This window comes from Cumulibacter soli (assembly GCF_004382795.1).
GTDB lineage: Bacteria > Actinomycetota > Actinomycetes > Mycobacteriales > Antricoccaceae > Cumulibacter > Cumulibacter soli.
In genome coordinates, this window is record NZ_SMSG01000001.1 from 1 (window position 1) to 21,425 (window position 21,425).

The 21,425-nt window shown below is 63.2% G+C and carries 20 protein-coding genes; 6 read left to right on the top strand and 14 right to left on the bottom strand.

Annotated elements, in window-relative coordinates; all coding sequences use genetic code 11:
- Window positions 1-106: 106 nt before the first annotated feature.
- The 3 genes from E1H16_RS00005 to E1H16_RS00015 are packed head-to-tail and all read right to left on the bottom strand — an operon-like array spanning window position 107 to window position 2,930.
- Window positions 107-1,108, bottom strand: coding sequence for an alanine racemase (locus E1H16_RS00005; protein ID WP_134321660.1), 1,002 nt, complete (start codon window positions 1,106-1,108; stop codon window positions 107-109).
- 32 nt (window positions 1,109-1,140) lie between these two features.
- Window positions 1,141-1,785 (bottom strand): response regulator, encoded by a 645-nt coding sequence (locus E1H16_RS00010; RefSeq protein WP_134321661.1) that lies wholly within the window; start codon window positions 1,783-1,785, stop codon window positions 1,141-1,143.
- Complete coding sequence (locus E1H16_RS00015) at window positions 1,782-2,930, bottom strand: sensor histidine kinase (RefSeq protein WP_134321662.1); 1,149 nt, start codon at window positions 2,928-2,930, stop codon at window positions 1,782-1,784. The genes E1H16_RS00010 and E1H16_RS00015 overlap by 4 nt, the downstream gene beginning before the upstream one ends.
- A 129-nt stretch (window positions 2,931-3,059) precedes the next feature.
- On the opposite strand from E1H16_RS00015, the gene E1H16_RS00020 reads away from it, so the two are divergent.
- The 3 genes from E1H16_RS00020 to E1H16_RS00030 all read left to right on the top strand — a co-directional run bounded on the left by E1H16_RS00020 (window position 3,060) and on the right by E1H16_RS00030 (window position 6,781).
- Window positions 3,060-3,986, top strand: coding sequence for an ABC transporter ATP-binding protein (locus E1H16_RS00020; RefSeq protein ID WP_134321663.1), 927 nt, complete (start codon window positions 3,060-3,062; stop codon window positions 3,984-3,986).
- Complete coding sequence (locus tag E1H16_RS00025) at window positions 3,961-4,872, top strand: ABC transporter permease subunit (RefSeq protein ID WP_134321664.1); 912 nt, start codon at window positions 3,961-3,963, stop codon at window positions 4,870-4,872. Before E1H16_RS00020 ends, E1H16_RS00025 begins: the two co-directional genes overlap by 26 nt.
- A gap of 361 nt (window positions 4,873-5,233) precedes the next feature.
- Window positions 5,234-6,781 carry an ABC transporter substrate-binding protein gene (locus tag E1H16_RS00030; protein WP_134321665.1) on the top strand — a complete coding sequence of 516 codons (1,548 nt, stop codon included), beginning with the start codon at window positions 5,234-5,236 and terminating at the stop codon, window positions 6,779-6,781.
- Between the two features lie 72 nt (window positions 6,782-6,853).
- Here the strand turns inward: E1H16_RS00030 and E1H16_RS00035 are convergent, their stop codons facing one another.
- From E1H16_RS00035 to E1H16_RS00045, 3 genes are read right to left on the bottom strand one after another with little or no spacing between them, the layout of a single operon-like run.
- A complete protein-coding gene (locus E1H16_RS00035) occupies window positions 6,854-7,771 on the bottom strand; it encodes a hydroxymethylglutaryl-CoA lyase (RefSeq protein WP_208378766.1) in 918 nt (305 codons plus the stop codon).
- 25 nt (window positions 7,772-7,796) lie between these two features.
- A complete protein-coding gene (locus E1H16_RS00040; protein WP_134321666.1) occupies window positions 7,797-9,035 on the bottom strand; it encodes an acetyl-CoA hydrolase/transferase family protein in 1,239 nt (412 codons plus the stop codon).
- Window positions 9,036-9,072: 37 nt separating this feature from the next.
- Complete coding sequence (locus E1H16_RS00045) at window positions 9,073-10,239, bottom strand: acyl-CoA dehydrogenase family protein (protein WP_134321667.1); 1,167 nt, start codon at window positions 10,237-10,239, stop codon at window positions 9,073-9,075.
- Between the two features lie 203 nt (window positions 10,240-10,442).
- Here E1H16_RS00045 and E1H16_RS00050 point away from each other — a divergent pair, with 203 nt between their 5' ends.
- Entirely contained in the window at window positions 10,443-11,153 is a 711-nt protein-coding gene (locus tag E1H16_RS00050) for a FadR/GntR family transcriptional regulator (protein ID WP_208378767.1), read from the top strand.
- An 8-nt stretch (window positions 11,154-11,161) separates the two neighbouring features.
- Here E1H16_RS00050 and E1H16_RS00055 read toward each other — a convergent pair whose 3' ends face one another.
- From E1H16_RS00055 to E1H16_RS00090, 8 genes are all read right to left on the bottom strand, one after another.
- Window positions 11,162-11,944 carry an enoyl-CoA hydratase/isomerase family protein gene (locus E1H16_RS00055; RefSeq protein ID WP_134321669.1) on the bottom strand — a complete coding sequence of 261 codons (783 nt, stop codon included), beginning with the start codon at window positions 11,942-11,944 and terminating at the stop codon, window positions 11,162-11,164.
- A gap of 114 nt (window positions 11,945-12,058) precedes the next feature.
- The gene (locus E1H16_RS00060) at window positions 12,059-14,323 is read right to left on the bottom strand and encodes a CoA transferase (RefSeq protein ID WP_134321670.1); all 2,265 of its coding nucleotides are present in this window, start codon (window positions 14,321-14,323) and stop codon (window positions 12,059-12,061) included.
- Between the two features lie 30 nt (window positions 14,324-14,353).
- A complete protein-coding gene (locus E1H16_RS00065; protein WP_134321671.1) occupies window positions 14,354-15,283 on the bottom strand; it encodes an SDR family NAD(P)-dependent oxidoreductase in 930 nt (309 codons plus the stop codon).
- A gap of 49 nt (window positions 15,284-15,332) precedes the next feature.
- Window positions 15,333-16,172: a MaoC/PaaZ C-terminal domain-containing protein gene (locus E1H16_RS00070; RefSeq protein ID WP_134321672.1), complete on the bottom strand. Its 840-nt coding sequence runs from the start codon at window positions 16,170-16,172 to the stop codon at window positions 15,333-15,335.
- Between the two features lie 24 nt (window positions 16,173-16,196).
- Window positions 16,197-17,345 carry a thiolase C-terminal domain-containing protein gene (locus E1H16_RS00075; protein WP_134321673.1) on the bottom strand — a complete coding sequence of 383 codons (1,149 nt, stop codon included), beginning with the start codon at window positions 17,343-17,345 and terminating at the stop codon, window positions 16,197-16,199.
- Window positions 17,339-17,737: a Zn-ribbon domain-containing OB-fold protein gene (locus E1H16_RS00080; RefSeq protein ID WP_208378768.1), complete on the bottom strand. Its 399-nt coding sequence runs from the start codon at window positions 17,735-17,737 to the stop codon at window positions 17,339-17,341. The genes E1H16_RS00075 and E1H16_RS00080 overlap by 7 nt, the downstream gene beginning before the upstream one ends.
- Window positions 17,734-18,861, bottom strand: a complete 1,128-nt coding sequence (locus E1H16_RS00085; RefSeq protein ID WP_134321674.1) for an acyl-CoA dehydrogenase family protein — start codon at window positions 18,859-18,861, stop codon at window positions 17,734-17,736. Before E1H16_RS00085 ends, E1H16_RS00080 begins: the two co-directional genes overlap by 4 nt.
- The gene (locus E1H16_RS00090; protein WP_134321675.1) at window positions 18,861-20,012 is read right to left on the bottom strand and encodes an acyl-CoA dehydrogenase family protein; all 1,152 of its coding nucleotides are present in this window, start codon (window positions 20,010-20,012) and stop codon (window positions 18,861-18,863) included. Before E1H16_RS00090 ends, E1H16_RS00085 begins: the two co-directional genes overlap by 1 nt.
- Window positions 20,013-20,278: 266 nt before the next feature.
- On the opposite strand from E1H16_RS00090, the gene E1H16_RS00095 reads away from it, so the two are divergent.
- Together E1H16_RS00095 and E1H16_RS00100 are read left to right on the top strand one after the other, a co-directional pair.
- Window positions 20,279-20,488 carry a heavy-metal-associated domain-containing protein gene (locus E1H16_RS00095; protein WP_134321676.1) on the top strand — a complete coding sequence of 70 codons (210 nt, stop codon included), beginning with the start codon at window positions 20,279-20,281 and terminating at the stop codon, window positions 20,486-20,488.
- Entirely contained in the window at window positions 20,488-21,402 is a 915-nt protein-coding gene (locus E1H16_RS00100) for a hypothetical protein (RefSeq protein WP_134321677.1), read from the top strand. Before E1H16_RS00095 ends, E1H16_RS00100 begins: the two co-directional genes overlap by 1 nt.
- Window positions 21,403-21,425: the final 23 nt, after the last annotated feature.

Consider the following 21,425-nt stretch of genomic DNA (forward strand, 5'->3'; position numbering starts at 1 on the left):
TAACCCACGACTATTTGTGAGTGGGGCCCCGGCCTGCAACCCTCAGGAGCCCTGAGCGGTCACTCCATACCGTCTAGGGCATCGCTGATTCGCGATCGGTCGTTGGTTACCAGCCGCGCAGGTCGACCGGCCATTCATCGATCACCTCATCGTCGCGGACGACGTACATCCGCTCGTGCAATGCGATAGTGGGATCAACGTGCGACGGGGTGATCCGGATCCGGTCCCCTACCATCGGCGCGTGCCCGCCGGCCACGAGGGTGATGTGCTCGTCGGAGACGAACGACACGTCGGCACCATTAATCGCTGGATTGCCGTGGTCGAGGGACATCGCCTTCAAACCGGCGTCCGCCACCTGCCAGCTATCGTTACTGGATATCACTGTGCCGAGCACCCAGAACGCCTGCGCGAAGGGGGTATCGAGTTCTCCGTATTGAGAATCCATTAATACATAGCTTCCGGCTTGAATCTCGGTGACCCATCTGTTCGCGAGATAGGTTCCGGTTCCGCCACCGGTGACCAGTTCGCCGCCGACATTTTGGTGAACGTCAAGCAGGGCGCGCATCGACTCCTCAACCGCTTTCCGCTTGCGGTCGTCCGGCATCGTCATCATGAGGTGGCCCTCGTAGCCCATCACGCCACGTACCCGAAGGCCACGACCACGCGCATGCTCGGCGAGCGATGCGGCGTCGGCAGGGGCGCAACCACAACGTCGCAGCCCCACGTTCACATCGATGACCACCTCACGAACACCCCCGCCGATGGCCGCATCGATGGTCTGTAGCGAATCGACGGCGACGGTTACCCGAGCACCACTGGCGAGAACCGCGCCGATGCGCCGAGCATCAAGAATCTCGTTGGCCAACAGCAGGTCCTCACCCAGACCGGCCGCGGCCATCCCCTCGACCTCGCGGATCGTCGCACAGGTGAAACCGCGATGGCCCGCGTCCTGCTGCCGACGAGCGATCTGGGTGCACTTGTGCGCCTTGACGTGTGGTCGCAGTCGCGCACCAGGAAGAACCGCACTCATAGCGGCAATGTTGCACATCATCACGTCGTAGTCGACGACCAGGGCTGGCGTGGGAATCTCGGCGATGGATCTGGGCATACCCATCCTTATCACGCGTCGGGCGCGGGTCCCTATAGTCCGCTTTGGATCGCGAACACTACGAGCTGCGCCCGATCGCGCGCACCGAGTTTGATCATCGCCCTCGATACGTGGGTACGCACCGTGTCCGGGCTCAAGGACAGTTCGGCGCCAATCTCCGAATTCGATCGCCCGGTCGCGACCCATTGCAGGATCTCGCGCTCACGGCTGGTGAGTTGATCGATGTGTGGATGCGCACCTCCGGTGGTGGCGCGGCCGAAATGCTCGATGACACGACGCGTGACCGACGGGGCCAACAGCGAACCGCCCTCATGTACTACCCGAATCGCGCGCAGTATCTCGGCTGGTTCGGCATCCTTCAGCAGGAACCCGGAGGCGCCGAGGCGCAGCGCCTCGAACACATACTCATCGAGTTCGAACGTGGTGAGCATGACGACTCGGACGCCGCCGAGCGCCGGATCTGCGCCGACGTCATGCAGCATCCCGAGCCCATCCAGGATCGGCATCCTGATATCACACAGGACGACGTCCGGTCGTTCGCGCTCGACCATCTGTAGTCCCGCGCGCCCTTCCTCTGCCTCACCCACCACAGTGATGTCAGGTTCTGAGTCGATCAGCGTGCGTAACCCCATTCGCACCAACGACTGATCGTCGATCAACGCCACCCGGATCGTCACGACTGCTCCTGTCCTGCCGCCGTGAGCGTGGACACCGGGATCCGTGCGCTCACCAGGAAACCGCGGTCAGTGAATCCGGCAATGCATTCCCCACCGAGTTCGGACGCGCGCTGCCGCATACCAGCGAGACCGAGACCTGCGGGCTTCGCGCCGCCCTTCCGAGGAGTGCCGTCGTCGCGCACCTCGATGATGAGCGCTTCCTCAGCCACGTCGATCACCACCTCAACCGCACTCGCATCCGAATGCCGCAGCACATTCGTCAGCGACTCCTGGACGATCGAGTACGCCGCTGACTCCGCCCGGCGTCCACAGCGATCGGAACCGATCCTCGGCAGGTCGACGGCGATATCCAGCCCAGCCGCTCGGACCCGGTCAACCAAAGCCGGAACGTCGGCGAGGGTCCGAGACGTGCTCCGCTGTGGCTGGCCGGCCAGTTTGGAGAGCTCACCACGCAGCGCCTCCAGCGATTCACGTGACGTATCGCGAATAGCTTGCAGCGATCGCCGCACGGCCGCCGGGTCTTGATCCAGCACGTGCAGTGCGACACCGGCCTGCATCGCGATCACCGCTAGACCATGCCCGACGCCATCGTGTAGGTCGCGCGCCATGGCGAGCTGTTCCTCGGTCGCTACCCTCGCCACCCGTTCGCGGGCGCGTTCGACACGACCACGAATGACGCTGCCCAACAGGGCGGCCGCCAGGCATAGCGCGAGTGCGCCGACCGACTGCCACCACGACTGCATCACCGGCGCATCCCACACGAGGGTGCGCATGGCAAAACCCACTAGCACCACGCAGGCGGCGACGACGACTGACCACGCCCAGGTTCGCACGCCTGCGTAGCGCCCCGCGAAGAACGCCGCGGCAATTAACGGGAGCCAGATCGGGCCGTCCGGTAACCCGACGGCAAAGTGCACCGTCATCAGCGCTGCAGTTCCCACGAGCACGAGAGCAGGAACGCGACGCGAGATCAGCAGCAACGCACAGGACGTAATCGCGAGCAGGACCGCCGTTACCACCCCCGGCGCGCCAACATTCCCTACCGAGGAAAACCCGGCACCGACGCCAGTAAGCAACGTCAGTGGCAGTGCCCACGTGAGGTCAGTAATCACCGGCATACGCGGGGTCGAGGCGAATTGGGCCATGCGATCAGACTAGGCGCTGGTTCGACGCAGCCCGTACGTCGAACCGCGCGAGAGCCATACGCAAGATTGCGTACCCGATCGCGCACTGGCGCGGATTCGCCGGCTACGCCCACCGGCAACGCTAAGACCATGAACGTCATCGAAACCACACACCTGACCAAGAAGTACGGCGATCGCGCCGCCGTACTCGACGTCCACTTGACAGTCGCGCGCGGCGAAATCTATGGCTTCCTGGGCCCGAACGGAGCCGGCAAAACGACGACCCTGCGGATGATTCTCGGGCTAGTCCGCCCCAGCAGCGGGGCAATCGACGTCCTCGATGGACATCCTGGGGACGCCGACGTCGCCTACCGGATCGGTGCTCTTATCGAAGGTCCGGGATTCTTTCCCTACCTCAGTGGACGCAACAATCTACGCTACATCGCACGCATGCGCGGTTTGGCAGAGTCCGCGGCTGAGGAGGCCCTCACGCGCGTCGCTCTGACCGACCGCGCCGACGAGCGATACAAGAACTACAGCCTCGGCATGAAGCAGCGCCTGGGCGTAGCGTGCGCGTTGCTCGGCTCACCCGAACTAATCGTGCTCGACGAACCCACCAACGGCCTCGATCCGTCCGGAATGGCCGACATGCGCACTCTGATCGTCTCGCTCGCGTCCGAAGGACACACCGTCCTCCTCTCGAGTCACCTTCTAGCCGAGGTACAGGACATCTGTGATCGCGTGGGCGTCATCGACGGCGGGCGCCTGCTTCAGGAATCGACCGTGGAAGGTTTGCGCGGGGACGCCCAAGTGGTCATACGCGCGACTCCCCTCGACCAAACGCAGCGCATAGCCAACAACTTCTCTGGTTCCGGGTCGGTCATCCGCGAAGACGACCACCTAGTGCTGCCCGGGTCCGTAACTGTCTCCGACCTGGTCGCCGAACTCGTCGGCGCCGGTATCCAAATACACGAAGTAATCAGGCGCGAGCGAAGCCTTGAAGACGTGTTCTTCGAGCTCACTACACCGCGACAAACCGAGGAGAACCACGATGACCATCACGCACTCACAGCCTGAACTCCATTCCAGGCACCATCGACCGACGGGTAGTTCGGGCATCCTGCGCGTTGCGCGCGCCGAGCTGCTACGACTTCGTCGATGGCCGGCCGTCTGGGTCACCGTCGCCACGTGGTTGCTACTGACTTCGTTGTTCGGCTACGTGTTCAACTACGTCAGCTATCTCACCGGCGACGAGTCCTTCGCGAACGAGGGCGTGCCGTCAAGCGCGCTGCTGCACGATGTCCTGCCCATCAATATCGGCGAGGCCATGATGCAAGGCACGCCGATGTTCGGCGGAGCGCTGCTTATGGTGCTTGGCGCGTTGGTGGCAGGATCTGGATTCTCCTGGGGAACCTGGAAGACGTCCTTCATCCATGGACCGAGTAGGGCCCTCACCGTGCTGGGCAACGCGCTGGCGCTCGCCGTTGTTGTGGTCACGACGGTGTTGGTCACCCTCGTGATGTGTATCGCGTTCTCGACCGGAATCGGCCTCATCGAAGGACAACCACTGACGTGGCCCGGGCTCTCCGACCTGCTGCTGGACGTCGGCGCCTCAGCGCTGATCCTGCTCATGTGGGCGTCGGTCGGCTTCTTCCTCGGCATATTGGCGAAAGGTCCGGCGCTGTCCGTCGGCTTGGGGCTCGTATGGGCGCTCGCCATCGAGAATTTACTGCGTGGAGTCGGGTCCGTTCTGGGACCCATCGAAGCGTTCACCACCGTCCTGCCTGGGACGTCGGCGGGCTCACTGGTCGGAGCTCTGGTTGGCGCGGACGCCAGTGGCGAGGGCGCTCCCGGCGTGCTCACCACCGTCGGCGCCGGGCAAGCAACGTGGACGATCGTCGCGTGGATCATCGCAGCGATCGCGATGTCCGTGGTTGTGGTCCGTCGCCGCGATGTTACGTGAACCTGCCAAAACCGACTGGCTGATCGCCGTTCGCCGCGCAGATAAGGATGCGGTCTGCTCAACCAAAATGATCGATAGTGCCTCGAGGCGCTCGTCCACCCGGACGAGCGCCTCACTTTTGTGCATCGGCGTGCTCAGCACTGGTCCTGTCGCGGCGCCGGTCCCAGTCGGCGCGGCACACTCGACTAAACGGTCTGACCAAAAGACTTCCATTGCGGCAATCGCCTTGCTAATTTGGTCAGACCATAACGGATGACGCCGTCACACCACCTCTTGCGTCCCCACAGCGACCAGCTTCTATGCAAACCGCACGCCCTGAGAGGACTAATAATTGAACCGTCTATCGAGACTCGTAGGCACCATGCTGGGCACAAGTTTGCTGATTACCGGCTGCGGCGACGCGCCCGAGCAAAGTTCAGGAGCCGAGAATAACGAGTATGGCAACTCGATCGAGGCTGCCGATGATTTTTATCCAGATGCCCATTTCGACTGGGCCTACCCAGAAGCACTGTCCAGTTGGGATCCGATCGAGAGTCCCAGCGGTAACAACATTATTTTCTACAAGCCGGTGTATGACCGGTTGCTGCACGAGGGCATCGACGGCGATGTCACTCCGATGCTGGCTACCGAGTACACGGCGTCCGAGGACGGCAAGACGCTCACGCTCCAACTGCGCGAAGGTCTCGCCTTCTCCGATGGAGAGCCGTTCAACGCCGACGCGGTCAAATTCAACCTCGACCGGGCGCGAGGAGAGGGAAGCACGCTCAGCGGTGAGCTGACCCAGGTCACATCCGTCGACGTGGTCGACGAGTACACCGTGGAACTGAAACTCTCGGGACAGATCGGACCAATACCGGTTACGCTCTCCAGCCGCGCGGGAATCATGGTCTCCCCCGCCGCCGCAAAGAGCGGCACGTTGGCGACTCAGCCGGTCGGCATCGGGCCCTACTCCGTCACCCAATACGTCCCCGGCGACAAAGCCGAATACGAAAAGACCCCCGACTATTGGGACCCCGACGCCCAACGGGTCGCCAGCATGACCTACTACGCGATGCCCGACGACCAGACCAGACTCAACGCCCTCAAATCAGGCGAGATCGACGCCGCACGGGTCAACGCGGACCAAATGGACGGCCTCGCCACCGACAACTTCACCCCTCTCGTGCAGCCCAGCGCCAGGTACCTCTACTTCATGGTCAACGCGTCGCAAGAACCGTTCGATAACCCCGAAGTACGTAAGGCGCTGAACATGGCCATCGACCGCGAGGCGATCTCTCAGGGCCTTTACGACGGATACTGCACCCCACAGATCCACCCGTTCCCCGAAACAGGTCCCGGCTACAGCAAGACAATCGGCGACGGGCTAGAGGAATTCCCGTACGACCCCGAGGCCGCCAAGAAGGCACTGGAAGACGCGGGCGTCGCAGATCTTCAAATCAGCACCACCACCTCGAACATCACCAGCAATACGAAGCTCGCCGAGGCGATCCAGGAACAACTGTCCGGGGTCGGCATCGACATGACTATTAAGCCGGTCCCCACCGCCGAAATGGTGCAAGCGTTCGTCGTAGATCAGAGCGTCGAAGCCATCACGTCGATCGCCACCGGAATCAATGACCCGGATGTCTCAAACGCCCGGTACGTCAAGCCCGACGCATACCTGAACGCCGGAGGGACCGAGTATCCGGACTTGAACACGTACGGCGACGAAGGTGCGGCCTCGTTGAACCCCAGGGACCGGGCGCCGTTCTACGAGAAGTACCTCGAATCCTGGATCGAGACCCCACCGCACCTGATCCCGATCTGCATGAGCCACGAAGCATCCGCATACGCGCCGAACGTCTCCGGCGTGAGCCAGCGGACCAACGGCTACTCAGATCTTCGCGGTGTATCCATCGCCCAGGAGTAGCACGGCGTTCGGCGTGACAACCGAAGGAACCCCGCTCGATCTGAGCGGGGTTCGTTCGGTGGTACGACGCGGCTACCTCGCCTCGCCCACCCAGTCCACGGGGCCGGCGATGATTGAGTGGCTCGTCAGCGTTCGGCCCAGCACATTCTGAACCTGACGCGCGGCATCAATCAGCGTCGGGAGGTTGATGCCGGTTTCGATCCCCATCTCGTGGAACATCCCGACGAGATCCTCGGTAGCGATGTTGCCGGTCGACCCAGCGGGCACAGGGCAGCCGCCGAGTTCGCCGAAGCTGGACTCGAAACTCGTACACCCTGCAGTGAGCGCGGCATACGCGTTGGCCAGACCCTGGCCGCGAGTGTTGTGAAAGTGCGCGGTGATCTCGACCCCCGGGAGGCGATCAATCGCGGCCGCGAAGAACTCCCCCGCGTACTTCGGATTGCACATTCCAGTGGTGTCGCCGAAGCCGATCTCGACGGCGCCGGCCGCGGCAAACTGCTCAGCTATATCGAGAACGGTGCCGATCGGCACCTTGCCTTCGAACGGACACCCGAAGGACGTGGCAATCACTGCGGCACACCGGAGGTCCTGCTCTCGGATACGCCGGGCGACAATCTCATTTCCTGTCATGGAGTCCCGAACAGATCGGCCGACGTTTCGAAGATTGTGTGTCTCGGAGGCCGACACGAAAATCGCAGCCTCGTCGAAGTACTCTCTGGCACCGAGCGCGTTATCCAGTCCCCGCTCATTCGGAATGAGCACCATACGGCTGACCTCGTTCGGCAGATCAATCCCGTGCAGCACCTCCAGGCCGTCGGCCAACTGCGGGATGACATCGGGGCGTACGAAACTGGCGACCTCTATGCGGTCCAGGCCAGTTCGCCCGAGCTGATTGATCAATTCAATCTTCTGGGCGGTCGGGATTCGCTCTGGCTCATTCTGGAATCCATCCCTCGGGCCGACTTCACGGATGTGTACACGTGCTGGCATGGCGGTAATCATGACCTGTCCTTCCTCATCCTTCTCGAGTGCGCTGGTGTATTGCTCGGCTGAGGCGTTCGCGGTGTTCTGGGGCAGCAATTTCGATCATCCGCCGGGCACGTTCGGCTAGTGAGCATCCAGTCAGATGGGCGGCACCATGCTCGGTGACAACCACATCGACGTCCGCGCGGGACGTGGTCACTGGACCATGAATCAGTTGCGGGGAAATCGTGGACTGTCCACGATTTGTCGAGCGGAGCGCGATGATCGACCTCGAACCGGTGCTGGACGCTGCGCGCGCAAAATCGGACTGACCACCGATCGCGCCGACCTGGACGCCGTTTACCGTCTCAGCTCCGACATTGCCGGACAGATCGACTTCGATCGCAAAATTGACCGCGATCAGCGAACTGAGCTTCGCGAGCATCGATGGATCGTGGGTATAGCTGACCGGGCGGAACTCGACGGGGAGGTCACGAACTGCTCGATATAGTCGGTCGGTGCCCAGCCCGGCGCCTGCGACCAGTAGCCCACCGTCAAGCTCCTTGCGTCGACCGGTCATTACCCCGCGTTCGACAAGGTCGACGACGCCGTCAGCAATCATTCCCGAGTGCAGGCCAAGGTCTCGATGGGACCGCAATCCCTGCAGGATCGCGTTTCCGAGCGTTCCGACGCCCACCTGAAGGGTGGCGCCGTCGTCGATCAGCGCGCACACGTTCTGCGCAATCTGTGCGTCAACGGCACTCGGTTCACGATTGGGCGGGCTGGGAAGCGGACGATCGGTATGGATGACGGCGGCGAATCGCTCCAACGGGATCTGCGGTCCGCCGACCGTCTGGGGCATCTGTTGGTTGACCTCCGCGACGAGCAGGTTCGTCGCAGCGAGCGCGTCAGCGGCGTAGTCAACTCCGATCCCGAGCGTGACTAGCCCAACCTCGTTGGGCGGTGACACTTGCACCAAGCCGACGTCGGCAGCAATTCGTCCCGACCGAAACAGCCGTGGCAGCGCAGAGAAGTGGCACGGGACAACGTCCAACTGATTGGCTGCACTCAATCGACGCAGCGTTCCCAGACCGCCGTACGACCGTATGTGGATCTCCTCTGGCAGCGGTTCACTGAATCGTTCGTGCCAGCTAAGCCCGCAGAACGCAGTTATACCGCCGATCCCGTGCACCTGGTCGATCAGCGTGTCGACGAGTGGATAGGGCTCCGCCGCTCCCTGGCTCCACCAGATGCCTGCGCCGGGCCGAACCGTCTCACGGAACTCAATCATGCGTACTCGCACTCACGAGCGTCGTGCCGGACATCACTCAGTAGCTTCTCGGTAGCTCGAGAACGTGCTCGCCGAGGAAGTTCAGCACCATTTCCTGGCTCAGCGGCGCAATCCGTGTCAGCCTGGCCTCGCGGAAGTATCGTGCGACGTTGTACTCCTCGGAGTACCCCATTCCGCCGTGTGTCTGCAATGCGCGATCGGCCGCGTCAAATCCAGCGTCGGCGCACAGGTACTTCGCCATATTCGCTTCACGAGCGCTGGGCCGGTCATTGTCATACAGCCAGGTAGCCTTTCGCAGCACGAGTTCGGCGGCGTCCAGCCGCGCCAACGAGTCGGCCAACGGGAACTGAATCCCCTGATTCTTGCCGATCGGACGCCCGAACACCTCGCGCTCGTTTGCGTAGCGAACCGCCGCGTTCAGCGACGCCCGCCCAATGCCTAGTGCCTCCGCTGCCACGAGCATCCGCTCGGGGTTCAGTCCATCGAGCAGGTAGTAGAACCCTTTGCCTTCCTCACCGACGCGGTCCTCGATCGACACCGGCAGGTCATCGATGAACAGTTCATTGGAGGTCACCGCGTTTCGGCCCATCTTCCGGATGGGCCGTATATCGATGTGTTCGCGATCGAGGTCGGTGAGGAACAGGGTCAGCCCATCAGTCTTGCGGGTAACTTCGCCGGCGGGCGTTGTACGAGTCAGTAGCAGCACTTTTTCAGACTCGACGGCCTTCGAGATCCACACCTTTCGGCCGTTGACGACGTATTGGTCCCCGCGACGCTCTGCACGGGTGGTGATCTTCGTCGTGTCCAGCCCCGCGCCCGGCTCGGTGACCCCGAAACACACATGCAGGTCCCCGGTCACGATTCGCGGCAGTGTGCGTTCCTTCAGTTGCTCTGATCCGTGCTTAATGACCGGATGCATGCCGAAAATCGACATGTGGACCGAGCTCGCTCCATTCATCCCGGCACCCGAAGCGGCGATCTCCTCCAGAATGATCGACGCTTCTGTAATACCCAGGCCATGACCGCCGAACTCCTCCGGCGTCGTGACACCGAGCCAGCCACCGTCGGCCAGTGCGTCGTAGAAGGCGCGAGGAAACTCGTGGTTGAGGTCGCAGTCCATCCAATACTGGTCGTCAAAACGCGCGGCCAACTCACGCACCGCAGCGCGAACCGTCTGCTGGTCCTCGGTCATCTCGAAGTTCATACAATCTCCTCATAGGTCCGCGACATGCCCGGCGCCGAGGCGGCCGTGCAGGAATGCTCACATCTGACATCGTTGGATCGGCCCGTCGGCGTGCGAGAATGCTTCGACGCTGGCCACCACGCCAGATTCGAACGGGAACGGAAGTACTGCAGGTGACTAGCTCGGGAAAACGAGTAACGCGAGAACCGATTCGGCTTGATCCGGTGTCTGCACCCAAGGGCTCGAACGTGCTTGCCGCAGAGCTGCGTCGACGGATACTTAACGGTGAGTTCCCCGAGGGGACTGCACTTCCCACCGAGCGCGATCTGGTTGAGCAGACCACACTTAGCCGCGCGAGCGTCCGCGAGGCGATTCGGGCGCTCGAAGTCCAAGACTTGGTGACGATTCGAACGGGACGCTCCGGAGGGGCGTTCGTACACCGGCCGAACAGCGAGTCGATGGCGGCGAGTGTTCGCTTGTTGATCCAAGGCAGCCGGCTGGGTTTCAGCACCCTCCTTGAGGCTCGCGAAGGTATCGAGCCATTCTGCGCACTGTTGGCAGCGCGACATCGCACCGACGACGACCTGGATGAGTTGATTGCCATCAACGATCGGCTGTCGCAGGCCGCGGATCTCGAGAATTTCTTGGCCGCGAACGTCGATTGGCACGTCGCCGTCGCAAAAGCCAGTCACAACGAAATCATCGAAGGCCTCATGCTCGCCCTGGCTCCCGCGATCCACACGGCGACAGACAACGAAGCATTCGTGGACGACGAGGTCATGCACAACGTCGCGAAAGCACACACCGCTGTTACCCGGGCAATCGAGAAACAAAACGAGTCCTCTGCGGAACGCAGCATGGCCAATCACATCCACGCCTACGCTGTGCAGATCACGCCAGTCGAGGTACGCACCCGAATCGAACTCGACCGGTAATACACCGCTCATCGGCCAACCCACCGCGGCTCCCGCTTCTCGGTGAACGCGGCCACCCCCTCGCGTAGGTCATCGGTCGAAAAGACCAAGGCCAGTTGGTCACGCATGACATCGAGGGCGCGGTCCAACGGAATGTCGCGCGTCTTGTCGATGGCTTTCTTGCCGAATTGCATAAGTAGCGGCGATTTGTCGGCGAGGCGCCCGGCCAACTCATCGACCTGTGCGTCGAATTCATCAGCCGCGGCGACCTTGTTCACGATCCCCAACTCACGGGCCTGATGCGCGTCGATCAAATCACCGACCATCATCAATTCATTCGCTAGCATCCGTGGCAGGTTGCGGTAGATCAGAGCTGAGATCATGAAGGGAAACACGCCGACGTTGATTTCCGGACAACCAAAACGAGCGCCGTCCTTGGCGACAATCAGATCGCATGCCAACGCGAGCCCGAACGCGCCGGCGAGTGTGTCACCGTTCGCGGCGCACACCACCGGCTTCCCGATCGCTCCAATCAGGCGATACAGCCGCGGAAACCGATCAAGCCCACGATGCTTGTTCATCAATGACTGCGAACTTGCAAATCCCTTCAGATCCCCACCAGCACTGAAGACGCGCTCATGCGATGAGCGCAGCACGATCACCCGCACCGAATCATCATCGCCAACTGTCTGCAGCGCGTCGATGAGATCATCGAGTAAATCGTCACTCAACGCATTACGTGTCGCTGGACTATCGAGAATCACATTCGCGATGGCGTTCACACGCTGGATCTCGACCAATCCATTGCCCATCCGCGGCATGGTTACTCCCTTCGATTGGCTGCCTCCGGGCAGCGCAGCGCTGCCGACGCGCCCCCTCGTCCCGTTCGGGATACCTCAGCGGTGACACGCAGCAACTCCGTACCGCTACCGGTAGACCGGTCCGAGCTGTTGCAACATCGGTTGGCCTTGGGCTAGCGATCCCGACTCCAGTAGCGCATCAATGTGGTCCTGCGCCAGACCGCTGTCCCGCAGCACAGCCACACTGTGCTCCCCGGCGCCGGGGGTGCGCAGCGGGCCGTTACGCTGCGTCCTGCTGAAGGTGGCGCACCTCCCGGGGGCGCTAAAGACCGTGCCGTTATCGGCTGCGACTAGCTGCAGGACGCCTGCCGAGAGCAGTCGGTCGTCCCGAATGACTTCCGTCGCCGCACGGGCACGAGCCGCTGCCAACCCCCGCGCCTCGAGCATCGCGATCGCTTCTTTCCCGCTGCGATCGACAATGAGCTCCCCCACGTCACCATCGACGGTGGGACTGCGGTCTGGTCGCCTAGCCACCCGAATCCACCCATCGGCCACCGGGTACAGGCGCTCGAGTTCGCCGCCGCCCTTGTAGTCCGTCCCGCCCTCACGTCGCTGAGGGCGACCCTCATATTCCACGAGGTCTGGGTACTGGCAGAAGGTAGCGGTGCTCGCCAGACACACGTCAGCTCGCTGCCCGCGGCCTCGGGTCCGCGCGTCGTACACCCCTAGCAGCATTCCGAGCACCGAAAGCGCGGCGCTGGTGAAGTCGGTAATTGCGAGCGTATTGACCATGGGGGTTTTGCCGCCTTGCGCGAGCATCATGCCGCTCATCGCTTGCAGCACCATGTCGACGCCCGGTTTGTCTGCCCATGGGCCGCGGTTTCCGTATCCCGACAGGCGCACGATGGCCAAGTCCGGACGGAAGGACCGTAACTGTTCCTCATCGATACCGAGCTTCTCCGGTACTCCCGGTCGCAGTGAGCTCATCAGGCCGTCACTGGAGCTGACCAGTTCACCGAACGCTGCACGACCATCGTCGCTTGCCAGATCGATCGCTAGGCTTCGCATCCCACGCGAGTACATGAATCCAGCGCTGCGGAACGGATCTCCAGTCGGCTGCTCGATCTTGATGACATCGGCGCCGAGCTCTGCCAGCAGCGACCCGGACATCGGACCGGCCACGAAGGTCCCCATGTTCAGGAATCGGAGGCCGTGCAGTGGTCCCGGCCGAAGCGGCGCACGGGCGCCCGCGGTTCGTTCCACCGGTGCCGTACGCCGTGACGGGAGTTCGGTGCTGCTACCGAGCACGCGAGCGGGCTCGGCCGTCTTGGGTGCATTGGACAGTTCCACCGGACGCGCCGGCATCGCCGTCCGGCCCACGCGCGGGTCCTCGAGTTCATCCCGAAGGTCGAGCGCTTCGACCAGTTCCCCATCAAACCAATCCGGCCGGCGTTGCACGGGGCCACACGGAATTCCGGCACGATCCAGCCGGTCGAGCCACTCGTCGCGAGGGTGCAGTTTGTACGCCTCGGACACCTCTCCGCGAAGCCAGGTCAACGTTTCGGTGGACAGCCCACCCCCTGTGGAATCCGCCAAGCGCGGATCGTCAAGCAAGTGGCCTTTGCCCAACTCATGCAGTAGTCGCGCTTCGAACTTTCCGCCGAGCGCTCCGGCCGCTAGCCAGCGGCCGTCGCCGGCCTCGAAGACGCTGTACAGCGGGTGCCGACCGTACGGCCCAACGGCAGTGTCCGGATCCGGTAGGTCGACATCGATCGACAGGGTCCCGATGCACGCGAGCAAAGCGCCTTGCACACCGTCCACGCTGACTTCTTGCCCCGTGCCACTCGACGTGCGTTCCACGATCGCCGCCATGGTGCATGCGGCCGCCCAGATTCCATGCATGGTCAGGATGTGATCGTGCACGGGTTCGACCGGTGTTCCGCTGAACGAGACTTGACGGGCGGATAACCCATACATAGCGGAGATGAGCCCGTTTGACTCGTGTCCGCCTGCCCATGGTGCGCCGCCGTCGACTGTCGGCGCCTTGAGCACGATGAGGTGCGGGGACTCGTCGCGAAGCGTCGACGAGCGAAGGTCGAGTCCGCGGAGTTGTTCATCATCGTCGACTGCGAGTACGTCGGCTGCCCGAACGAGACGAAGTAGCTCGTCCCGACCGGCTTCAGTCCCCGGCTCCATAGGTGCAAGTAGCTTCCCTCGCCGGCGCATAGCGGCTCCCGCATCGGCCGCTTCCAGCCGCTCGTACTCGATGCGTACAACCTGCGCGCCGTAGTCCGCAAGCAACATCGTCGCCAACGATCCCGCAACCGACGTGGTCAGATCGACGACCTGTATCCCCGCAAGGACAGGATCTGCTTCGCCTTGCCCGTTCACAGCATCACTCCTCGCTTTGGCGTACGCGCGCTAAGACTGCGCTTTGACCTGGCTGGAGAACAGCGTCTCTGGCGGGCCGTCAGCTAGTGGGCGGAACGTGCGCTCGAGTTGGTCCGCGAGGTTGTCAAACTCCCACGGGCCCTCGTTCTCGACGGTGGCAATGGGTTCCGGGTTCGGGAATAACCCGACGGAGAAAGCGCGCGACTCGACGACGCGACCGGTGAGCCAACCCGCTTTCTCGCTGGCCATGTAGAGCGCTAGATCAGCGACGTTCTGCGGCGAACGGCTCGGATCATCATCAGCGGGGCGGCCCTGGATGGCCTTCTTCTCTTCCGGAACTGTATTGACCAGTCGCGTCGCGGCGGCCGGCGCGATCGCATTCGCAGTGACGCCGTAGCGGGAGAGTCCCTGGGCGAGCGAGTAGGTCAAGCCCACGATGCCCATCTTGGCCGATCCGTAGTTCGCCTGGCCCGGCGATCCGTAGAGGCCGGAGTGCGAGGTGAAGTTGATGATGCGGTGGTGGCCCGACTCGCTGCGATTGTTGCGGAAGTACGCCGCCGCAGCACGACTGTTCACGAAATGCCCGCGCAGGTGCACGCGAATGACCGAGTCCCAGTCCTCGTCTGTCATGTTGAAGACCATGCGGTCGCGAAGGATCCCTGCAGAGTTGACCAGGATGTCCAGCTTCCCGAACTCGTCGACGGCGAGTTGGATGAGCTTGTCACCGGTCGCGGTCTCGGCTACATCGCTGCTGTCGGCCACCGCCCGACCGCCGGATTCGCGGATCTCGGCGGCAATAGCCTCCGCGGCCGACACGTCCGCGCCGGTGCCGTCGGTTGCGCCACCGAGATCGTTGACGACGACGGCGGCCCCCTCACGGGCAAAGGTTGTCGCGATCGCGGCGCCTATGCCGCGTGCGCCGCCGGTCACGATCGCGACGCGTCCATCAAGTACTCCCATGGTGCTCCTTCTTTCTTCGAGTGCGATTGCTGCCGAAATGGCGTGGCTACTACTGCGAGATACGGGCTGTTCCCCGGTCCAAGATGACAGCGCCGTCTTGCAGGGTCTGAAAACGCGCCTCGTCACCGTCAACCCAGATCCGCACGGTAAGCGGGATCCCGGTTAGCGCGGGTTTGGTGAATCTGCCCGACATGCCGGTCAGCCGAGCTGGGTCCCCACCGCAGATCTCCCGAACGAGCAACCTCCCGGTGATTCCGTAGGTGCACATCCCGTGCAAGATCGGCTGGGCAAAGCCCGATCGCTGCGCGAACGCAGGATCGCTGTGCAGTGGATTGCGGTCCCCGGTAAGGCGGTACAGCAACGCCTGCTCGGGCCGAACGTTCCCGACTGTCTCCGAGTCGGGTGCCCGATCGGGTACCACCCACGGCTCGCGACGCGGCGCCGAAGACGAACCAAATCCACCTGCACCGCGGACGAACAGTCGCTGGGTCGTACGAGCGAGCACTTCCGCGGACTGCGCGTCCTCGAGCACGCCGTCAATGGAGATAAGCGCGCCGCTACCCTTGTCCTCCACATTGGTGACCTCGGTCCGCAGAGATCCGCGGCCACTCGTGGAAAGCGGATTCGGCAGCGAAAAGTCCTGCTCCGCGTGCACCATCTTGCTCATATCGAGCTCGAACTCGGGGCGGCCGCGAGTGACGATGTTTGCGTAGGTCGGCAGGGCCTGGGTAACCACGCCATCGCTGTTCTCGGTCGTGAGGTTGAGCTCACGAGTCGGGTCATCCTGTCCAGCTCCGACAGCGACCGCGTACAGCAGCACATCGTCGACGTCCCACGACACGTCGCGGGCAGGACTGCAAAGACCAATCAGGTCGGGTGTAATTGCCATTGTTGTGGCCTTTCGGTGGGATCGTCAGGGCTGTCGGTTACTGAGGACGAGGGTTCCCGAGGTCCAGAAGAAGCCGCCCACGCCCTGCACAAGGCTGAGCTCGATATCCGGCAGCTGGTTGAAAGCAGTGCCGCGCAGTTGACGCACGGACTCCTGGATCGCGAACATGCCGTACATCCCTGTGTGGGTGTACGACAGGCCGCCACCATTGGTATTCATCGGAAGTGCGCCGTCGCGCCCGGTCTGCCCGTCGGCAACGAATGCCGCGGACTCTCCACGTCCGACGAAACCGATGTCTTCGAGCATGTACAGCGGAAGGTGCGCGAATGCGTCGTACCCCATGAAGTGATCGATGTCGCCGGTACCGATCCCGGCCTGTGCCAATGCCTCTGCGCTCGAGCGGCGGAACCCTTCGAACGACCCAAGGTCGGGCATCTGGGAGACAAGCGGCGAGCCGTTGGCTTCGCCGGCGCCGAGCAGATACACCGGCGGACTCTTCGGCGATAGGTCAGCCGCGCGCTCTGCGCTGGTCATGATGAGCGCGCCGCCACCGTCTGTGACGACACAGCACATGTCTTTGGTGAATGGATAGGCGATCGGCGCTGCCGCGAGGACGTCCTCGATCGAGACCGGTTTCGTCCGCGCGGCGCGCGGGTTACCGATTGCCCACTTGCGCTGCTCGACGACCACGCTGGCGAGCGCGTCGACACCGAGTCCACGCTCATGCAGGAACCGCATAGCCGGAATGGTGAACGTCGAGTACGGCGTCACCGCTCCATACGGCTTATCGAACTGCCCCACAGGCGTCGCGCTGTCATCCGGTGCCCCAAGCGCCCCGACTCGCGATCGGCCGGACTCGCCATGCGAGATCAACACGACATTCGCTGCCCCGGCGGCGATCGCTGCCGCCGCATGTCGAACGTGGAGTAGGAAGCTAGTACCACCGACCGCCGTACCGTCGATCCAACGTGCGTTGATGCCCAGGTAATGCGCGACGTCGAGCGGAAGTGGTCGTGCGGTCGCGATGCCGTCTATCTCCGACATCGAGATCCCGGCATCCGCTGCTGCGGCGCGCGCCGCCTCGGCGTGCAACTCCAACACCGACATCTGCGGCAATGCACCGAGGCTCGCCGTTTCGCTGGCTCCGACGATCGCTGCGTGCGCCCCTACCATGAGCCCACCGGTCCAAAGACGGCTAGCGACTGCCCATCGCGGTCGACAAACGCGACCTCCAAGGCCATATCCAATGTCAGGTCTTCCGGCACCGGTTCAACGTTGACGATGTTCGTCATCATCCTCGGCCCCTCCTCGAGTTTCACGATCGCGATGATGAGCGGGTCACCTGCGGGTATGGGGCGGTGATTGATGATGTAGCTCTGCAATGTCGCTCGGCCGCTCGCCGCTCGCCATTCGATCTCAGCGCTGCCACAATCCGGGCAGGTCCGTCGTGGGTAAAAGAAAGGGGCCCCGCATGGGACGCACCACGGCAGTCGTAGTTCGCCCATAGCGGTGCCCTCCCAGAACGGGAGTGTTTCGGGCGTCGGTACTGGAACCGCTGGATTCACTGGGTAGCTCCGTTCGTGGAATCGGCGAAACGCGCCACGGCAAGCTGACGCCGCGCCTCCCCTGGCGTAGTAAGAAGGAACTCGTCGGATTTCGCCTTGCGGTAGTACAGGTGCGCGTCGTATTCCCAGGTGTAGCCCAGCCCGCCGTGCAGGTGCAGGGCATCGCGCGCAACCTGGAAGAAGGACGGGCCGACAAAGGCGCCGACCAATGCGGCGGATTCTGCTACGCGCAATCGATCCCCACCGTCGAGGGCGTCGCACGCGTGGCGCACCAGCGATACGGCCTGCTCAACCAACAGCGCCGCATCGGCGCACTGATGCTTCACCGCCTGGAACGATCCGATGGGCCGCTCGAACTGGCGACGGTCTCGGACATAATCCAGCGTCATCTCCAGCACGCTCGTCATCGCGCCAACCTGTTCGGAGGCGAGCAGCACCGCACCGACCTGGTAAGCGCGAGCGGCGGCGTCGGTCGCGGAGGCGACATCCAGCCGGTGCGCTGGCGCGTCATCAAATCTCAGCCGCGCTATGCGCCTGGTCAGGTCGATCGTGTGCAGTGGGGTGCGAACTACCTGCGGGGTGTTCAGCGGCACGGCGAAGACCGCCGGACCGGCGTCCTCTGCGGCGATAACCAGCGCAATGTCTGCCTCGGCTCCGTGCAGGGCGTTCGGCACGTCGCCGGTGATGCGGAAGCCGTCGTCGGAGGTGCGCGCCTTCAACTGGGCGCTCGCCGCTGGGGTGAGCATCGCCGCACCCGCCGGGACACTGGCGATTACACGCCCGCTCACCAGTTGTCGCAGTAGTTCGGCGGAGTAGTCATCAGCACCGGCCGCTGCGAGTTCAACGCCGATCACGCTGGTCGACAGGTACGGTGTCGGCACCAACCGCCGCCCAAGTTCTTCAGCGATAACGGCCTTTTCGCGGTGAGATCCACCGCTGCCCCCGCGATCTTCGCTCACTCCCAGGCCCAGCACGCCGAGTTCATCACCCAGCGCTCGCCAGACGTCGGGATCGAACCCGGTCGGGCCGTCGAGGAACTCGCGGGAGCCCTGCTCGGTACGATCGGTCAGGAAGTCACGCAGCGCGCTCCGCAGAGCTCGCTGGTCATCGGTCTCGGTCAGCATCAGGCCTCCTTCACGATCGGCTCGCGGGGTAACCCGAGGATTCGCTCGGCGATGATGTTGCGCTGGATCTCGTTGGTACCGCCCGCGATTCCGCTCGCCGGCATGCTCAAGATGCCGTGCGAGAGCCGCTCGGCCTGGTGATCATCGGGAGCCCAAGCGACGAGGTCACCAGCGGTGATGACTCCCGCGACGTCGACGGCCTTTCGCAGCAACATCGAGGCCCCCAGTTTTGCGAAGGATCCGCGTGCGCCGATCGGGGTGCCGGCTAAGGCCTCCTGCCGGTAGCGAGCACGAAGGAGCTCGAGTGCGCGTTCTTGCGCATAGATGTCGCCGACCGCGGCAAGCACGCCATCATCCTCAAGAGTGCCCAAAGTGCGTGCGCGCTCGGCCAAAGCGGCTGCGGTCAGCCCTTCGCTGCGTTTCTGGCGCATCTCGCTGATCGATACGCGTTCGTGACCGAGCATGGTGACGGCCGCGGTCCATCCGCCGCCAACCTCGCCTAGCACTGCGGCGTCGGAGAACCGGACGTCGTCGAAGAAGACCTCATTGAACGGGGACAGACCGGACATGTCCTTCAGTGGCCGAACGGTGACGCCCGCCTGACGCATGTCGAGGATGAACATCGTCAAACCCTTGTGCTTCGGAGCCGTTGGATCGGTCCGCACCAGTGCCGCGCCGAAGTCGGCCACATGCGCGTAGGAGGTCCAGATCTTCTGGCCATTCACCAGCCACTCGTCGCCATCACGTACCGCTCGGGTGGTCAAGCCGGCCACGTCCGAGCCGGCACCCGGCTCGCTGAATAATTGGCACCAGATCTCCTCACCCCGTAGCAGCGGCCTGAGGTGGCGTTCCTTCTGCTCGGGTGAACCTAGATCGACGATCGTCGGCCCACACATGCCGAGTCCGATGGAGAACGGTCGCGTTGGCAGCGCGAAGGACGCCGCCTCCTCGTTGAATGCCTGAAGGTGCGCCTGGCTCATCCCCTGGCCACCGAACTCCGCCGGCCAAGTAATTCCCGCCAGACCGGCATCGTAAAGCGCCGCCTGAAACTGTCGCGCCTGATCGAGATCTTCAGACCCCTCACCGCCACGCACCTCGTCGGGCACGTTTTCACGCAGCCACTGATTGACACGCGAACGAAACTCGTCCACCCGATCTCCCACCTTTGCAATCGCTCGACGCATATTTGGTCTGACCTTTTACGCGAATCGAGTCTTACATTCGGGGCTCCGCGTGTCAACACTGCCCCGCAGTCAGCTCCACCCCGCCACAGAAGTCGACTCCTTCGTAGAGCGTGCGCGGGCGCGAGAATGCCCCGCGTCGTCGTCCTACCGAAGACTTGCGGTATACCTATAGGGGGTATATGTTTACCCCTGCACGCATACCCCACCGGGGTACATCACGGAGAGGGAGTCCAATGACGTCCAGCGAATTTCAGGTCACCGGCATGACGTGCGGACATTGTGAAATGTCCGTGCGCGAAGAAGTCAGCGAAATCGCCGGCATCGATGACATCGAGGTCAGTGCGCAGACCGGGAAGCTAGTGGTCAGCGGCGCGAACGACATCGACGACGCGAAAGTCATCGCGGCGGTCGAGGAAGCCGGCTACTCGGCAGTCCGCATCTAATGAACACTGCGGGGCGGCTCACGCTATTCGGTGCTGGACTGGCGGTGGCGTTCGGCGCGGCCTTCGGGATCGCTAGCGTCGCCGTCCCCGACAGCGTCGTAACCGCGTGGGCAGAGGACGGCGAGGCCGATGCACACGGCGGGGGTCACGGCGATGGCGCACACGACGCGTCTGCACCGAACGCCACAGGCCACGCGATCAACGGGGTGTCGACAAGCGCCGAAGGCTACCTTCTGTCGGCCATCCAGGCACCTGACAGCACAGGCTCCGAAGGACAACTGAGCTTTCAGATCCGCGGCGAGGACGGGCAGCCAGTGACGCAATTCGCGACCGCACACGAGAAAGAACTGCATCTGATCGTGGTGCGCAATGACGGCGCGCTGTTCCAGCACGTACACCCGGTGATGGATTCGTCCACGGGTACCTGGTCGATCCCGTGGACATGGCAGGAGCCCGGTACGTACCGCGTGTACGCCGACTTCACTCCGGCAGCGCCGGACGCCGAAACACTCACGCTTACCCGCACCGTCGAAGTGGCTGGCAACGTCGCACCCGTCGAAAAAGGGCCGCAACGCGTCGACGAGGTCGATGGCTACACGGTCACTGTGGCCGGGGACCTGACTGCCGATGGCAGCAGCGAACTGACGTTCACCATCGAGCAAGACGGGCAGCCAGTGACGACACTGCAGCCGTACCTGGGCGCGTTCGGGCATTTGGTTGCGCTGCGGGAGGGCGACCTGGCGTACCTCCATGTGCACGCGCTCGGCAACGAACCGCAATCCGGCGAGAACGCCGCAGCAGAGATCGGGTTCGCCGCTCAGGCACCGTCTGCCGGACGATACTTCCTATACCTGGACTTCCAGATCGACGGCGAGGTCCACACCGCCGAATTCGTACTCGACGCCGAACTCTGAGCAACCGCCAAACCGGCTCATTA

Coding starts and splice junctions, on each gene's coding strand:
- E1H16_RS00055 (WP_134321669.1), bottom strand. CDS start 11,944: ATGGGCAATGGATTGGTCGAGATCCAGCGTGTGAACGCCATCGCGAAT.
- E1H16_RS00065 (WP_134321671.1), bottom strand. CDS start 15,283: ATGGGAGTACTTGATGGACGCGTCGCGATCGTGACCGGCGGCGCACGC.
- E1H16_RS00075 (WP_134321673.1), bottom strand. CDS start 17,345: ATGGTAGGGGCGCACGCAGCGATCGTCGGAGCCAGCGAAACGGCGAGC.
- E1H16_RS00045 (WP_134321667.1), bottom strand. CDS start 10,239: ATGAACTTCGAGATGACCGAGGACCAGCAGACGGTTCGCGCTGCGGTG.
- E1H16_RS00070 (WP_134321672.1), bottom strand. CDS start 16,172: ATGGCAATTACACCCGACCTGATTGGTCTTTGCAGTCCTGCCCGCGAC.
- E1H16_RS00030 (WP_134321665.1), top strand. CDS start 5,234: ATGCTGGGCACAAGTTTGCTGATTACCGGCTGCGGCGACGCGCCCGAG.
- E1H16_RS00035 (WP_208378766.1), bottom strand. CDS start 7,771: ATGCCAGCACGTGTACACATCCGTGAAGTCGGCCCGAGGGATGGATTC.
- E1H16_RS00100 (WP_134321677.1), top strand. CDS start 20,488: ATGAACACTGCGGGGCGGCTCACGCTATTCGGTGCTGGACTGGCGGTG.
- E1H16_RS00020 (WP_134321663.1), top strand. CDS start 3,060: ATGAACGTCATCGAAACCACACACCTGACCAAGAAGTACGGCGATCGC.
- E1H16_RS00095 (WP_134321676.1), top strand. CDS start 20,279: ATGACGTCCAGCGAATTTCAGGTCACCGGCATGACGTGCGGACATTGT.
- E1H16_RS00015 (WP_134321662.1), bottom strand. CDS start 2,930: ATGGCCCAATTCGCCTCGACCCCGCGTATGCCGGTGATTACTGACCTC.
- E1H16_RS00085 (WP_134321674.1), bottom strand. CDS start 18,861: ATGCTGACCGAGACCGATGACCAGCGAGCTCTGCGGAGCGCGCTGCGT.
- E1H16_RS00040 (WP_134321666.1), bottom strand. CDS start 9,035: ATGATTGAGTTCCGTGAGACGGTTCGGCCCGGCGCAGGCATCTGGTGG.
- E1H16_RS00005 (WP_134321660.1), bottom strand. CDS start 1,108: ATGCCCAGATCCATCGCCGAGATTCCCACGCCAGCCCTGGTCGTCGAC.
- E1H16_RS00025 (WP_134321664.1), top strand. CDS start 3,961: ATGACCATCACGCACTCACAGCCTGAACTCCATTCCAGGCACCATCGA.